We start from the raw sequence: 14,688 nt of genomic DNA, 5'->3' as shown, positions 1-14,688 counted from the left end.
TGCGAAAACCACCGATAGAAAGGGGACGACAAGTTCAGTTTATAAATAATGAATCACGCAAAAAGCTGAGCTATGTAGACAAAATGAAAGTAAAAATAGACAGCCCAATCGGACGACGACAGCTGTTTATTAAATAATGGTAAATGACTCGGCTGTATCGAACCGGCTTTCCTTTAAATAAAAAGCGGAACATTACAGTGAATAAAGGCATGAATAAATTGACCTTACGGGGTCAAACAAAAGTGAATGCCTTTACTTTACACTGCGGCAACTGTATTGCCTTGTTCATAATATAGAAAAACTGCAAAACACGATGCATTAAGAAGGGGAAGCCCTTTTAACCTAAATAAAAGCCACTCAACCACTCGTAATCCCTTCCAAAACGCCAATTTAAACAACACCAAACACTTCTTTATATGCTGCGTAAAAATACAGTAATAGATTGAACCAAAATAGGAACTCAGCTATGGTTTGTTTATCAATAAAAACAAATAAAAAACGAGTTAATCTACAGGCTCGTTATATTTCAGGGAAGGTTTGGGTGTATAAATTAAGTTTTATATTTTTTATTCTATTTAGTAGTTTTGTTAATGCTTGTGGTGAAGATACTGAATATTCTCCGATATTTGAATTAGGTGAAGTGAAGGAAAAATATATCAACCCATCAAAACTTTTTATCCCCATGCAAGTTAATAAAATGGAATTAGCAACCGTGCACTTTCAAGTTGGTAAAGACAATGATTTGGTTTTACCTATTCAGTTTTATGCAAATGCAGAATATCCAGAGATACATAAAGAAGGTTATGCTACTGTTTTTCATACCATCACTGAAGCTAGCATCCCAGATATTACTGTACATGCAAATTATAAATACCCAATTGGTCCAAATGGCGAAATAACCTTTTGTATCCACTCGGAGAGCTTTAAGCTTTCTGAGTTAAACTGAAATATAACAAGCTGTTTAAGCGGGACAATTACAGTTGGCTGGTTCCGCTTCGCTTCACATTTTAGCCAACTACAATTTGCTCCTTAACAGGGCGTTAGCTTTACTTGGTAGTTAGCAATTTTCCCAAATTAAATTATGAGGTTTTATGTTTTATATTTTCCTTGATACTTGCGTTCTTTTGGATATATCGACAAAGAAGAGTGATATCCCCCTAGTTACTGCATTAGAGGAATTGATTGACTCGAACGTTGTTACTTTAGTTGTTCCAGATTTGGTAATAGCTGAATATGAAAGAAATAAGGAAGATGTTGCGAATAAAACAACCAAAAGGTTATCCCAAGAATTTAAGCAGGTTAAAGCTGTTGTTAGTGAGTTTGCAGGTGAAAATCAAGCTAGTACATTAGAGGTACTAGATGACATTAATGCGCGCTTGCCTTTATTAACTGATGCAAACTACGTGACAATTAATCGAGTTGAAAAACTAATTGATTCCGCAAATAAAGTATCAATAAGTGAACGTTCAAAAATAGCATCTGTTCAAAGAGCTTTAGACAAAAAAGCACCATTCCATATTAACAAAAACTCGGTTGCTGACGCTGTAATAATTGAACAGTTTTCAGAATTCTCAGATGCCTTACCATTTAATACTGATTCATGTTTTTTTATTACTCACAATCACAATGACTTTTCAGCAAAAGATCACCGTAAGCCACATGCAGACTTTGAAAGCATATTTGATTCTCCTAATATCCAGTATTTTAATAACTTAGTTCCTGCCATTAACGCCATTGATGAAGGCATTCTTTCTGAAATTGAGTTTCATCATGACTTCACAGAAGAAACTAGGGGTTTACGAGATATATTGAATGAAATGGATGAGCTTGTTGATAAAGTTTGGTACAACCGTCATCAAAATAGAATGTGGGGAATTGAGCAGGGAAATATTAAAGTTGTTCCCGAAGGCACAAAGCAATATGGTGGCGATGTTATTCACGAGCATATTCTTAATGGTGCTTTAGAGTCAGCCCAACGGGTAGAAAGTAAGTATGAGGATGTAGGACCATGGAGCGACTTTGAGTGGGGAATGATTAATGGGAAGTTGTCAGCTCTACGGTGGGTGCTTGGTGATGAATGGGATATGCTGGATACCTAAAATGCAAAGCTAACAAGGCAATTAAACGGAACTAAAACAGTGGGTTAGGTTTCGCTTCGCTACACATTATAACCCACCATTTTAGTCCGCTTATTGCGGCGTTATATTTTTTGGAGAGTTCATGGTAGCCGGTCGAGATTATGAGATTTTTGTGCAGAACCTTCAGCAGGCTCTATTAGACTCCGAAGAGTTTTTGAAGCAAAAAAATATTCGAATAGAAAGAAATAAAAAAATTGCTGATAACTTCGGTATTGTCAGAGAGTTTGATTTGTATTGGGAGTACGAACTTGGTGGAGTTACTTATAAAACAATAATCGAATGTAAAGATTATTCGTCTAGAGTCTCGGTTGAAAAAATTGATGCTCTAATCGGTAAAATTAGAGATATCCCAGATCTTAAACCTGTTTTTGCTACTAAGGTTGGTTACCAAAGTGGAGCAAAACTAAAAGCAAAAAATAATAAAATAGAATTGCTTGTTGTTAGAGAACAAAATGATACTGATTGGGAGGACGAGGACGGAACTCCACTTATTAAAATAATTAATGCCAACATAACTCTTTATTCACCTATCAGGGTTACAGGGTTTAAACCTGTTATAGATGCTGGTTGGGCTATTGAAAATACTGATTTCGATGTTGAAAAACCATTCAGTTTTCCATCTTTAAATACTGAGTTATTTATTGATGATAAGTTTAAAAAAAATAGGTTTTCATTATTCGATCTTGAAAGCAAATTGACTAAGGAATATCAAGATAAGATTGGTCAGCAGTCAATCACATATGATTGCAACGATGCATATATTGAGACTCCTTCCTATAAGCTTAAATTACACTCTTTAAAAATAGAGTTTATCGTTCCAAAGCCTTTTTCTAATCCTTTTACCGTCGATCTTTCTAAAGAGCTAATAGGTGTTATCGAATATCTGCACAAAGACAGAAAAACTACAGTTTTTAGAGATAAAATCGTTAATCACAAATAAAAATATAACAACACGCCCTGAGGTGGACAGCCAGCGCTAAAGCTCACTTTCCACCGCAAATTTTAACAGCGGTGATCCCTTACTTTTCAATGCCGTTAAGTAAGTTGATTCATCGTAGGGCGTATGTGTTTTCCAGCACCTCAATAGGATTCTTATCCACTTAAATGCCAATAACAACAAATTAACAAGACACCCAACCTAAATTTTGCACATAAACACCAGTAATCCTTTCCAAAACGCCAATTAAAACCAACAGCAAACACTTCTTTATATTCTGCGTAAAAATACAGTAATCAATTGAATCAAAATAGGAACTCAGCTATGGTTAATTTATCAATAAAAACAAATAAAAAACGAGTTAATCTACAGGCTCGTTAGGTGCAAAGACAACTCATGCATTCGAGGCAACATGGATACATATAATCCCAATAAAGCAGTAGAACCCGAAAACTGGTTAGCCCTAGATGAAGCTACAAGAATTGAATTAGTTCATGATTTCCATATTGGTTTAGATCACGAATTAACCGAGGACGCTTTAAGTGTACATTCATCAATACATGTAATAGTTGAAAATCAATTAGCTATGAAGGTTAAATTAATACCAGAAACTTTCGCAAGACTTATGAGACAAGGCTTGAATAGGCATGAAACAATTCATGCTATTGGAGCAATTATATCAGCAGATATTTTCGATGTTATGAATGGTATTGTAGAAGAGTTTTCACCAAAAAAGTACAGACGAAAGCTTGAAAAAATCACAGCAAAAAGATGGCTAAAAGGGCAGTATTAAAATTTGCACCTAACAGGGGCATAGAAATTAACAAGACACGCATACTAAATTTTGCACTTTTCGAAGTTAGAGGCTAGCCTTTATTTAGTACGAAAAACAAGCAGGTGTCTTGTGGCTATCGCAAGAAAACGTCAAGTAAGTTTGGTTGATACAAAATACTACCATTGTATTTCACGGTGTGTTCGTCGTGCATTTTTATGTGGAGAAGACCGTTTTACTGGTCAATCTTACGAGCATCGACGAGGGTGGGTTGAAGATAAGCTGCTTGAATTAGCGAAGGTATTTTGTATTGATGTATGTGCTTATGCCGTAATGAGTAACCACACCCATTTAGTATTGTATGTTGATGATAAAAAAGCGAATAGGCTGAATGATAAAGCGATTGTTATTCGCTGGCATAAACTCTGTAAAGGCACATTGCTAACGCAAAAATACGTACAAGGTGAAAAGCTAAGTAAAGTTGAACTTATCTTTTTTAATCAAACAATAAAACAATACCGAGAGCGCTTATCAAGTATCAGCTGGTTTATGCGGCTATTAAATGAAGGTATTGCTCGCAGAGCAAATAAAGAAGATAACTGCACTGGGAGGTTTTGGGAGGGAAGATTCAAATCGCAAGCATTACTAGATGAAGCAGCACTTGCAGCCTGTATGGCCTATGTCGATTTAAACCCCATTAGAGCTAAAATGGCTAACACACCAGAAGAGTCAGACCATACCAGCGTACAAAAGCGCTTAACATGCGCGTCAGAAGGTAAACAACCAAAGCAGTTACTACGTTTTGCAGGCATGCCACGTCAGATTATGCCTAAAGGGCTGCCGTTTGAGCTTAAATCGTACCTTGAGCTTGTTGAGCTAACAGGGCGAATAATGCGAGAGGATAAACGCGGGCATATTGATAATATGAACCTTCCTTTGCTAGAAAGACTTAATATATCCCCCGAAAACTGGTTAAAACTCACCACACAATTTACACGCGTATTTCATGGCGCAGTAGGCAGGCCCACATCACAAGCAAGTTACTGTGAAAATTTAAAGCGTAAACGGCGCTCAAATATCAGTAATTGCGAAAAGCTACTCGCATAAAATTTAAGCTACTCAGTAAAGCTATTCAGTAATAAATCACAACTGCATTATGCAGTTATTTTCATGCGTGTAATTCAGGTTTAAGCATGCTAATGACTTATTTATTAGATGAAATGAAAGTGACCCAGTAATAAAAGATAAACTCTGAACATGAAGAGCAAATTTAGTGGCGCAGTTTTGTTTGTTCAATTAGCGTGGCTGTCTAGTTTGGTATTTATTAGTTTGGTATTTATGGCTGTCTAGTTTGTTTATGACTGCTATTTAATTTCAATGAAGTACGTAAGTTTATTTTAAGTTTACTCACTTATGCTAATACCCAAGCCCTAAACAATATCTTGGATTAAAAGTAATAAATTTATGTTTTAGATCATTAAAACGTGGGTGGTTACAGGTTAACTTGATACTTCATATTAATTACGCATAGAGTGGGCATTTAACTCAAATGCGTTTCTTTTATTTAAAGAGGCATTATGAACTTTAAAAACACAACAACTCATTACAATACACTCTCTATTTCCTTACATTGGCTTATGCTTATTTTAATTGTCACTGTTTACGGCAGTATTGAGCTACGTGAATTATTTGAAAAAGGCACTGAAACGCGTGATGCCTTTAAAATGTGGCATTTTATGTTGGGGCTATCGGTTTTAGTTTTAGTCAGTGTGAGGTTAGTTGCGCGTGTAGTGGGTGGAGCGGAACCTGCGATAAAACCTGAGCCTGCAAAATGGCAAAATACATTAGCTAAATATGTACACCTTGCGCTGTATGTTTTTAAAGAAATTAACAAGACACCCACTCTTAAAGAAATTAACAAGACACCCACTCTAAATTTTGCACTTTTCGAAGTTAGAGGCTAGCCTTTATTTAGTGTAAAAAACAAGCAGGGTGTCACATGGCTATCGCAAGAAAGCGTCAAGTAAGTTTGGTTGATACAAAGTACTACCACTGTATTTCGCGTTGTGTACGCCGTGCATTTTTATGTGGCGAAGACCGTTTTACAGGCAAGTCTTACGAGCATCGTAGAGGCTGGGTTGAAGACAAACTGCTCGAGTTAGCTAAGGTGTTTTGTATTGATGTATGTGCTTATGCCGTTATGAGTAATCATACGCACTTAGTCTTGTATGTTGATGATAAGAAAGCGAATAGGTTAAATGATAAAGCGATTGTTATTCGCTGGCATAAGCTCTGTAAAGGCACATTGTTAACGCAAAAATATGTACAAGATGAAAAGTTAAGTAAAGTTGAGCTCATCTTTTTCAATCAAACGGTTAAACAATACCGCGAACGCTTATCAAGTATCAGCTGGTTTATGCGGCTATTAAATGAAGACATTGCGCGCAGAGCAAATAAAGAAGATAACTGCACAGGACGATTTTATTCGCTGCCATCCATGGCGCTCACCCTTCGGGCCGCCTAAGGCGTTCAAAGTTGTTCCATACAACTTTGTGGGAAGGGCCTTTCCTTAAAATAAAAAGTAATCGTAAGCATTACTAGATGAAGCAGCCCTTGCGGCCTGCATGGCGTATGTCGATTTAAACCCCATTAGAGCTAAAATGGCTCACACACCAGAAGAGTCAGACCATACCAGCATCCAACAGCGTTTAACGTATGCAAAGGATGGCAAACAAGCAAAGCAACTACTGCGTTTTGCAGGCATGCCACGTCAAATAATGCCAAAAGGACTCCCGTTCGAGCTTAAATCGTACCTTGAACTTGTTGAATTAACAGGACGTTGTATACGAGAAGGCAAACGCGGTTATATTGAAAGTACACACTTACCTTTACTAGACAGAGTGAATATATCTCCAGAAAACTGGTTAAAGCTTACGACCCAATTTACGCGCGTATTTCATGGTGCAGTTGGGAGGCCTGCCTCACAAGAAGGTTATTGTGGAAACTTAAACAGAAAACGGCGAGCGAATATTAGTAGCTGCGAAAAGCTACTGGCGTAAAATTTAAACTACTCAGTAAAACTACTCAGTAATAAACCACAACTGCACCATGCAGTCATTTTCATGGGCCAAATTTAGGTTTCAGCGTGATAATGAGCTATTTTATGGATGAAGTGTAAATAATCGAGTAGTAAAAGATAAATTTTTACCAAAAAAATCAAATTTAATGGTACTGTTTTATTGACTTAATTAAAGGTGGCTGTCTAGCTAATTCCATCCAAAGGTGGCTGTCTAGCTAATTCCATCCTTTTCAAAACGCCAATTAAAACCAACAGTAAACACTTCTTTATATTCTGCGTAAAAATACAGTAATCGATTGAACCAAAATAGGAACTCAGCTATGGTTTATTTATCAATAAAAACAAATAAAAAACGAGTTAATCTACAGGCTCGTTAGGTAATTCAATGAATACTGCAATCGATGAAGTCACAAATAATTACCAAGACTGGAGCTTAGACAAATTATCGTATGTGGATGGGTTACTAACACTGAACATTATCACTTATTTAGAAGATGATGCTCCCGTAAGGTTTATGGTTGTGTTTACAAATACCGTTTTATTCGAAACTTATGATGAAAGTAGCCATTTTCATGACTATCATCAAAACCGTGATTTGGGCGTCATCGGCGTATATTCTGATTCAAGCTTATTGGAGTATGCTCAAACTAAAACGAATACTTTCAGTTTAAACAACAATAAGCTGTTTCATTATTCAGTAATGACTACAAATGAAATCATTCATGTTTTAACAAATATTGAGCCTCAGGTGATAAACGTTACATAACAAAACGCGCTGAGGTGGGCGACTAGTAAAATTTGGCTATTAATTGTGGGAAGCTGAAAATAGTAAGTAAGATTTTAAAAACTTTATAACAAGGAACGTATATGAATTTATTTGAGAACAAAACCATAATTGAATTTGAAATATCACAAACAGGTCACCAAATTATTGAAGCTAAAATTAACGGTAAATCGTTACGTTTTATTTTAGATAGTGCCGCTGGATCATCTGTTTTAGACCGGGCATGTCTTAGTGAGCTTGGCATTGAAGAAACACTCAATGTTGAGAATGCAGCAGGTTTGGGGACTTAGGATCACGCTATGGGCGATATAGAAGTTCATTCAATAGAATTAGGAAATGCCTTATTTGAGAGTCCTGATTTTGTATCACTTAATCTTGACCATGTACAAGTAGCAGGTGGTGAAAAGGGAGTACATGGCTTATTAGGGTCTCCCTTTTTTATTCAATACCAAGCTGGTATCGATTTTTCAAAAAACAGGCTAGAGCTTTTTAATGAAAAAAAATTAAGTATCTAACCTAAACTTTGTCCTTTAAATTTTAACTAGCGCACCATGTTTATAGGTTTGATCATGACATGATGCGCCTGCTGTAATCGTTTAAAATTTGTATTTTAAAGCTACTTTTCTAACTCTTATCTAATAACTCTTTTCTTATAATTTCAGCCCCAGCACTTAAGGCATTTAGTTTGCCGTTAGCAATATGGTGAGGTAGGGGAGCCATGCCGCAGTTTGTACACGGGTAAAGCTTGTCGGCATCTACAAATTGCAGTGCTTTACGTAGCGTATTAGCTACTTCCTCTGGCGTTTCGATAGTATGATTTGCTACATCAATTGCGCCTACCATTACTTTTTTACCCCGAATGAGTTCTAGTAAATCCATTGGTACATGTGAGTTATGGCACTCTAGTGAAATAATATCGATATTAGATTGCTGCAGCTTAGGGAATGCTTCTTCGTACTGTCGCCATTCGCTTCCTAGTGTTTTTTTCCAATCTGTATTGGCTTTAATGCCGTAGCCATAGCAAATATGTACGGCGGTTTCGCATTTAAGCCCTTCAATTGCGCGCTCTAAACATGCGATTCCCCAGTCGTTCACTTCATCAAAAAATACGTTAAACGCGGGCTCATCAAATTGGATGATATCAACGCCTGCGGCTTCTAATTCTTTTGCTTCTTGATTTAGAATTATGGCAAATTCCCACGCTAGTTTTTCGCGGCTTTTATAATGATCGTCGTGAAGCGTGTCGATCATTGTCATTGGGCCTGGTAGTGCCCATTTTATTGGTTGATTGGTTTGCTTGCGTAAAAATTTAGCGTCTTCAACAAACACAGACTTTTGACGGCTAACAGGGCCCACAACAGTGGGTACGCTTGCGTCGTATCGGTCACGAATTTTTACTGTTTTACGTTTTTCAAAGTCAACACCGTTTAGATGCTCTATAAATGTAGTTACAAAATGCTGCCTTGTTTGCTCACCATCGCTAACAATATCAATGCCTGCTTGTTGTTGGTCGAATAATGACAAGCGTAGGGCGTCGTGTTTACCTTCAATTAATTCATCACCTTGTAATTTCCAAGGTGACCAAAGAGTTTCTGGCTCTGCAAGCCATAACGGCTTAGGTAAACTGCCAGCGGTAGATGTAGGTAGTAATTTTTTCATAATAAATAATGCCGTATTTTAGGTAATTTTAAACGTTGCTTTAAACGCGCTATTTTTAGTTGTTATTGGTCGTTACTATCAAGTGTTATGAAAGATAGCTACTAGAGAATTGCTCAAGAACCGTTTGGTATGGCTTGATAAAATGCTCTTGTGCAAACTTGCCTTGCTCGTTTGCTAACTTGCCGCGCTCTTCTCGGTCATACACAATTTGCGTTAGTGAATGATCCAAGTTTTTTAAGTTTGGTTTATATGATTTACCCGCTGTTGCGTTGGCATTATAAATCTCTGGTCTGTAGATTTTTTGAAACGTTTCCATTGTACTAATGGTGCTTATAAGCTCAAGATTGCTGTAATCATTCAGTAAATCACCAAAGAAAAACAATGCTAAAGGCGCTGCACTATTTAATGGCATAAAGTAACGTACCTGCAAGCCCATTTTTTTGAAGTATTGCTCAGTTAAAGACGATTCATTTGGCTCGTATTCAACACCAAGTACCGGATGTTGGTTTTCGGTGCGGTTGTAGGTTTTGTTATCTGACACACTCAGGCATATAACCGGTGGCTTTTTAAAGTTTTGTTTGTATGTATCCGAATTTACGAATGACTGAAATAGCTTGCCATGTAAAACCCCAAAGTCATCTGGAATACTAAATTGAGGCTTGCCTTTATTGTGCTCTTGTAGGAGTACGCTAAAGTCGTAGTCGCGCACATACGATGAAAAGTTGTTTCCTACAATGCCTTCAATGCGCTTATTAGTTTTATGATCAACAATATTTGTTTTTAATATTTCGATTGATGGAAAGCTTTCGCCGCCGTCTTCAATACCTATTTCAACAGATATAATTTCAAGCTCAACAGCATAACGCTCACCTTTGGTGTTATCCCAATGGGCTAGGGCATTAAAACGGTTGTTAATCATGTTTAAGGCGTTACGCAAGTTTGCTTTGCGGTATTCACCTCTGGCTAAATTAGCAAAGTTGGTTGTGATACGCGTATTGGTTGATGGATGATAATTTTCGTCGAGTGAAACGCTCTTAATATTAAATGTAAAATCTTTTTTCATCGTGTTTATATCCAATTTTATAATTTAAACCTGATTGACGCTCTGCGCTTTATTAGCCTTGCAACTTACTGTGCTGTTTTTGTTATGCAGCAGCTTTAAGTTGTTAGCTATAGTGTTTAGCGCTAAGGGATGAGTAATTTATACGTTGATTGGTATATGAAGAAAAACGGTTTAATTTCACATAAAACATGAGTCATATTCATTAATCATTATTGTTAGATGTGATTGCTTAGTAATTGATGACAATTAAGCATGAATCGATAGAAATAAATGATGGATGTTTAGCCGTTTAGACTTCCTTTGTTTTGATGTGCACTTTATTCATGTTGAACATGAGGAATATTCAAAGAAGTTTTTTATAGCTATAACAGTGTATTAGCTAAGCTTTTAGCTGTTTACATCGTTGTTTATAGTAAATGTTATGACTATTTAAGCTTAAGTTAGCTATAAAAGTAGTTACTTCTGCTAGTCTAGTATTAAAAGGTAAACAGGCTTCTTAATAACTGCATAGCACTTAGGTATTAATAAAAGCGCTATAAATCATATTAATAACAATGTCAGTACGTTAAGTAAGTTATACTTATTTTTCATCACCTCACCTATCGAGTATTCGTGGATATCAAAGGCACTTGTATTGCATCAGTTACTGATGAGCATGGCCCGGTTTATGTATATCAAACAAAAAAGAATCTTATTCTCAGCTTTGACGGGAAAATTTATCAAAGCTGTATCAAATTAAATAATATTAACGGGTTAAGCTTAGCTTATACGCAAGCTATGATGGCTGCGCTTTTTTTTATACCGCACTTAAAAACCGCGATGATAATGGGACTTGGGGCGGGCTCTATAGCAAAAAGTCTTTATCATGCGTTTCCCGCACTGACTATACATACCGTTGAATACCGTAAAGCCGTTGCTGATATGGCTATAAAATATTTTGAAGTTCCTGTGTCAGAACGTTTGTTTATTCATATTGATGATGCGGCAAACTACATGAAAAACACGCAGATAAAAACGGATGTTATTTTTTCTGATTTATATAGCTCAGAAGGGATGGAGTCAGACCAGGTGCAATCATCTTACTTACGCGATTGTAAAAATGCGCTCACTTTTGATGGTGTTTTAGTACTTAATATTTGCCATACCAAAGTTGGGCAGAGGGAAGCGTTTGATCAACTTCTTGAGAAAGAATTTGCAGGAAAGATTCTTAGTTTTATTATTGAAGGCGGTAATAAAATTGTTTTTGCTTTTAATAATACAATGCCTTCATTCAATCAAGATGAGTTACTGGCCAAAGCTCACGCGTTACAAAAATTAATAAATGTACCAATGAACCGCTATGCCGATCTTTTATTTAATTGTGCTGAGCTTAAATAAGTAAAAACAACCTACTTTTTAAGATGATGCTATTTAATCGCTGTTTTTGTAATCAACTGTTAAATGGCTAGTTTTAAGCCCATCTATCTGCTGTTCATTTAAACTTGGTTAAACTAATCATATTCTGAATAAAAAAAATAAAGTACATACCCGTACGGAAATACTCATAAATGGATTATTGTAAAAATATAATTGCTAAATTTATAAGCGCAATGCAAAAGCGGCCTGGATTATTGGCTGTGATGTCATTTTTGTCGGGTGTTGCTAGCTTTGCACTGGTAGATAGAAAAGAGTCTTTTTCACAATTTATTGCCATATTTTTGCTTGTTAGTTGGCTATGGCTGATTATTGATAACTGGCTACGTGACAAAGTTGAAGAAAAGTTTGGTGTGGCTGTATCTCCAAATGTTATGCGTTTTGCTCTGCAAATGGTGCAACAAGAAAGCCTATTTTTTGCGTTGCCATTTTTTTTAGCGGTTACGCAGTGGGATCATCCCCAAGCTATTTTTACCTCCCTTATTGCTTTGTGTGCACTTATATCGGTAATCGACCCATTTTATTACAAAAAACTTGCCAGAAACCGCACGTTATTTACTGTTTTTCATAACTTTGCTTTATTCGTTGTTTTGCTTGTTACGCTGCCTATCTTATTAAATTTGACTACTAGCCAAAGTTTAGCCGCTGCACTTGTAACAGCTGTAGTGGTTACTCTACCGAGTTTAAATAACTTAATGCCTAATGCACGCTGGTGGCGTTTTCCTATTCTTGTAGTGATTTTATGTGCCTTAAGCGCGTCTATTTGGCAATTAAGAAGCTACGTGCCGCCTGCAGCACTGCGATTAACCGATATTACGTTAGCTCATGAGGTTGATTTACAGCATAAAAAGCCAGTAGGGAGTATTAAGCAGTTAGATTCTTATACGCTACACCATCAAGGTTTATATAGTTGGACGGCTGTTAAAGCGCCAAGAGGCTTAAACGAAAAAATATTTCATGTGTGGATACATAATAAAAAAGAGGTTGATCGAATTACATTAAATATAAACGGTGGGCGAGAACTTGGTTATAGAGCATGGACTCACAAGGTAAACTTTCCTAAAGACTCTGTTGGTAAATGGCAAGTTAAAGTCATTACTGAGTCAGGACAACTAATAGGTTTAACGAAATTTACTGTTACACCTTAGTTAGCTTAATCGGCTGCAATTTAAATAACTAATTGATATAGTTTTTTCATAGCAAAGTAATGGATATAAATTATGAGTATTGCGTTTGAAATTTTTATTTGGCTAATAGTTGAAACGGGTTTGAGCTTTTTGTTTTACTCGACCGGGTGGCTGCTAGTAAAAGTGGTAACGTTTGGGCAGTATAAAAGCGAGTTTAAGGATTTTGCATCTTATAAAGCGAGTAAAGCTAGAAGAGTCGACTTAATCTTCTTACTCGGTTTTTGTTTTTACTTTGCACTCATTGCCGTTATGGCTTATTTGAGTCACTAAACTGGCTAACAAATTAGGTTAATTATTTTAAGAATAATAAGCAGCTTAATGAATTATTGCTGCTTATAGTTTTCCCCTTTACCGCACTTTTTTACACTTCCTACTTATACTTTCCTGTTTTTGCAATAGGGAACACCTCACCGTGAGTACTATAACTATCATTTGAACTATTAAATTAAGTACCTGCTAGAGCATTGCTCGGTGCGTATATAGCTTTGGTTTGTTGGTTTAAATCCGAGCTAATTGCAACTTGTAGTTTATGGGTAATACTTAGTAAATACTTCAAATCTAATAAATAAAACAATAAATGTGCATCCATTTATTGCGCTAATACGTTTTATAACAATACTATGCGCCACTTTTTACCATTTATGATGGTTTTGGACTTAATAAATGACTCACTATTTAAAATATGTATTTGTTATTACGACTCTAGCGGGAGTAAATACAGCTTACGCACAAGCAAAAACACAAGAGCACTATCAAGAGCTTGAAGTGGGTGTAGGCGGAAATATTAAGCATACTAATACTGACGTAAATTATAAAAATAAAGAGTTTGATTTACATATTCACCCATTATGGGAAAGCCGATATGTAACCGAAGGTCGAGATAACCTTGCCGGTAATGGTATTACATCAATTGCTACTGAGTTTAATTATAAAAACTTTGCGGTGATCCCTTGGGCGGCAAAAGGTATTAGTAGTGATTATTCAGAGCTTAATTTAAATGCTATTTATACCGCTCACTTATCTGAGCGGATAGAGATGTATGTAGGTTATAACTATATTAAAGCTCGTGAAGAAGGCATTGATGCTCACGATAATGAGCTAAGCCTCGACTTTGCGTATTTTTATGCAGACGATATTCAGTTGTTAAGTAGTGTTTATCATTCATTTGATGCCAGCGGTACATTTTTGGAGCTGGCAGTAAAAAAAGATTTTTATATTAACGATTTACTATCAGTAGATATTCAATCGGGCGTGGGGTTTAATGCGGGGTATGTTAATGATGGGCACAACGGAATTAACAACGTAAAGTTTACTGCAAACTTGTCGTATCAGCTTTTTAATCAGTTAGCCTTATACACATATACAAGCTATAGCATTGCAGTTAATAAAGATGAAAAACGCTTTGTAGGTGACGAGACACTTCGAAATATATTTTGGGGTGGTGTAGGGCTAAGTTATCAATACTAGGGCGTGCTTTTTCAAGGTTGAGTTTGAAGCAGTGTGTTTTACTTTTAGGCAGTTCAGAGCCTACTGGGTAAAACTCTTGCTGCATGATTAAATCGATCTTAGGATCAAATAGTAACACACGATAAAATATGTTTAACGGCCAGGTTGTTGCTAAATTTCAGTTTTAAATTTAATTATTATTATGTTTTG

General features: G+C 36.3%; 13 protein-coding genes and 5 pseudogenes. 14 read left to right on the top strand and 4 right to left on the bottom strand.

Going from position 1 to position 14,688, the window contains the following annotated elements:
- The 4 genes and pseudogenes from I6F48_RS21560 to I6F48_RS16570 form a co-directional block, all read left to right on the top strand.
- A pseudogene (locus I6F48_RS21560) lies at positions 1–322 on the top strand (hypothetical protein); the annotation flags it as partial.
- 144 nt (positions 323–466) lie between these two features.
- Positions 467–946 carry a hypothetical protein gene (locus I6F48_RS16580; protein WP_197119870.1) on the top strand — a complete coding sequence of 160 codons (480 nt, stop codon included), beginning with the start codon at positions 467–469 and terminating at the stop codon, positions 944–946.
- A gap of 145 nt (positions 947–1,091) precedes the next feature.
- Positions 1,092–2,099: a PIN domain-containing protein gene (locus I6F48_RS16575; protein WP_197119869.1), complete on the top strand. Its 1,008-nt coding sequence runs from the start codon at positions 1,092–1,094 to the stop codon at positions 2,097–2,099.
- A 121-nt stretch (positions 2,100–2,220) separates the two neighbouring features.
- Entirely contained in the window at positions 2,221–3,078 is an 858-nt protein-coding gene (locus I6F48_RS16570) for a restriction endonuclease (RefSeq protein ID WP_197119868.1), read from the top strand.
- Positions 3,079–3,114: 36 nt separating this feature from the next.
- Here I6F48_RS16570 and I6F48_RS21385 read toward each other — a convergent pair.
- Positions 3,115–3,249, bottom strand: a pseudogene (locus tag I6F48_RS21385) (IS110 family transposase); the annotation flags it as partial.
- 238 nt (positions 3,250–3,487) lie between these two features.
- Here I6F48_RS21385 and I6F48_RS16565 point away from each other — a divergent pair.
- The 6 genes and pseudogenes from I6F48_RS16565 to I6F48_RS21505 all read left to right on the top strand — a co-directional run bounded on the left by I6F48_RS16565 (position 3,488) and on the right by I6F48_RS21505 (position 8,225).
- Positions 3,488–3,868, top strand: coding sequence for a hypothetical protein (locus I6F48_RS16565; protein ID WP_166421921.1), 381 nt, complete (start codon positions 3,488–3,490; stop codon positions 3,866–3,868).
- Between the two features lie 111 nt (positions 3,869–3,979).
- Positions 3,980–4,954 (top strand): transposase, encoded by a 975-nt coding sequence (locus I6F48_RS16560; RefSeq protein WP_197119867.1) that lies wholly within the window; start codon positions 3,980–3,982, stop codon positions 4,952–4,954.
- A gap of 470 nt (positions 4,955–5,424) precedes the next feature.
- Positions 5,425–5,727: pseudogene (locus I6F48_RS16555) on the top strand (cytochrome b); the annotation flags it as partial.
- Positions 5,728–5,846: 119 nt separating this feature from the next.
- Positions 5,847–6,906, top strand: a pseudogene (locus I6F48_RS16550) (transposase).
- Between the two features lie 405 nt (positions 6,907–7,311).
- A complete protein-coding gene (locus I6F48_RS16545) occupies positions 7,312–7,692 on the top strand; it encodes a hypothetical protein (RefSeq protein ID WP_165728599.1) in 381 nt (126 codons plus the stop codon).
- Between the two features lie 101 nt (positions 7,693–7,793).
- Positions 7,794–8,225: pseudogene (locus tag I6F48_RS21505) on the top strand (aspartyl protease family protein).
- Positions 8,226–8,334: 109 nt separating this feature from the next.
- Here I6F48_RS21505 and I6F48_RS16535 read toward each other — a convergent pair.
- Both I6F48_RS16535 and I6F48_RS16530 read right to left on the bottom strand, forming a co-directional pair.
- Complete coding sequence (locus I6F48_RS16535; protein ID WP_197119865.1) at positions 8,335–9,369, bottom strand: methionine synthase; 1,035 nt, start codon at positions 9,367–9,369, stop codon at positions 8,335–8,337.
- Positions 9,370–9,454: 85 nt separating this feature from the next.
- Positions 9,455–10,432: a DUF1852 domain-containing protein gene (locus tag I6F48_RS16530; RefSeq protein WP_165739835.1), complete on the bottom strand. Its 978-nt coding sequence runs from the start codon at positions 10,430–10,432 to the stop codon at positions 9,455–9,457.
- Between the two features lie 612 nt (positions 10,433–11,044).
- Here I6F48_RS16530 and I6F48_RS16525 point away from each other — a divergent pair.
- The 3 genes from I6F48_RS16525 (at position 11,045) to I6F48_RS16515 (ending at position 13,302) form a co-directional block, all read left to right on the top strand.
- Positions 11,045–11,809 carry a spermidine synthase gene (locus I6F48_RS16525; RefSeq protein WP_197119864.1) on the top strand — a complete coding sequence of 255 codons (765 nt, stop codon included), beginning with the start codon at positions 11,045–11,047 and terminating at the stop codon, positions 11,807–11,809.
- 170 nt (positions 11,810–11,979) lie between these two features.
- Complete coding sequence (locus tag I6F48_RS16520) at positions 11,980–12,993, top strand: DUF5924 family protein (RefSeq protein ID WP_165728604.1); 1,014 nt, start codon at positions 11,980–11,982, stop codon at positions 12,991–12,993.
- A 72-nt stretch (positions 12,994–13,065) separates the two neighbouring features.
- Positions 13,066–13,302 carry a hypothetical protein gene (locus I6F48_RS16515; RefSeq protein ID WP_165728605.1) on the top strand — a complete coding sequence of 79 codons (237 nt, stop codon included), beginning with the start codon at positions 13,066–13,068 and terminating at the stop codon, positions 13,300–13,302.
- 175 nt (positions 13,303–13,477) lie between these two features.
- Here I6F48_RS16515 and I6F48_RS16510 read toward each other — a convergent pair whose 3' ends face one another.
- Positions 13,478–13,621: a hypothetical protein gene (locus I6F48_RS16510; RefSeq protein ID WP_157823672.1), complete on the bottom strand. Its 144-nt coding sequence runs from the start codon at positions 13,619–13,621 to the stop codon at positions 13,478–13,480.
- A gap of 74 nt (positions 13,622–13,695) precedes the next feature.
- Here I6F48_RS16510 and I6F48_RS16505 point away from each other — a divergent pair, with 74 nt between their 5' ends.
- Positions 13,696–14,499 carry a hypothetical protein gene (locus tag I6F48_RS16505; RefSeq protein WP_165728606.1) on the top strand — a complete coding sequence of 268 codons (804 nt, stop codon included), beginning with the start codon at positions 13,696–13,698 and terminating at the stop codon, positions 14,497–14,499.
- Positions 14,500–14,688: the final 189 nt, after the last annotated feature.

Origin of the sequence: Pseudoalteromonas sp. SWYJ118, assembly GCF_015864505.1 — a bacterium.
Lineage (GTDB): Bacteria > Pseudomonadota > Gammaproteobacteria > Enterobacterales > Alteromonadaceae > Pseudoalteromonas > Pseudoalteromonas arctica.
Note: the sequence above shows the minus strand (reverse complement) of the source record. Positions and strands in the feature narration are given on the sequence as shown.

Excerpts from the sequence above, each read along its gene's own strand:
- I6F48_RS16580 (WP_197119870.1), top strand. The coding sequence starts at position 467 with ATGGTTTGTTTATCAATAAAAACAAATAAAAAACGAGTTAATCTACAG.
- I6F48_RS16575 (WP_197119869.1), top strand. The coding sequence starts at position 1,092 with ATGTTTTATATTTTCCTTGATACTTGCGTTCTTTTGGATATATCGACA.
- I6F48_RS16570 (WP_197119868.1), top strand. The coding sequence starts at position 2,221 with ATGGTAGCCGGTCGAGATTATGAGATTTTTGTGCAGAACCTTCAGCAG.
- I6F48_RS16565 (WP_166421921.1), top strand. The coding sequence starts at position 3,488 with ATGGATACATATAATCCCAATAAAGCAGTAGAACCCGAAAACTGGTTA.
- I6F48_RS16545 (WP_165728599.1), top strand. The coding sequence starts at position 7,312 with ATGAATACTGCAATCGATGAAGTCACAAATAATTACCAAGACTGGAGC.
- I6F48_RS16535 (WP_197119865.1), bottom strand. The coding sequence starts at position 9,369 with ATGAAAAAATTACTACCTACATCTACCGCTGGCAGTTTACCTAAGCCG.
- I6F48_RS16530 (WP_165739835.1), bottom strand. The coding sequence starts at position 10,432 with ATGAAAAAAGATTTTACATTTAATATTAAGAGCGTTTCACTCGACGAA.
- I6F48_RS16520 (WP_165728604.1), top strand. The coding sequence starts at position 11,980 with ATGGATTATTGTAAAAATATAATTGCTAAATTTATAAGCGCAATGCAA.
- I6F48_RS16515 (WP_165728605.1), top strand. The coding sequence starts at position 13,066 with ATGAGTATTGCGTTTGAAATTTTTATTTGGCTAATAGTTGAAACGGGT.
- I6F48_RS16510 (WP_157823672.1), bottom strand. The coding sequence starts at position 13,621 with ATGGATGCACATTTATTGTTTTATTTATTAGATTTGAAGTATTTACTA.
- I6F48_RS16505 (WP_165728606.1), top strand. The coding sequence starts at position 13,696 with ATGACTCACTATTTAAAATATGTATTTGTTATTACGACTCTAGCGGGA.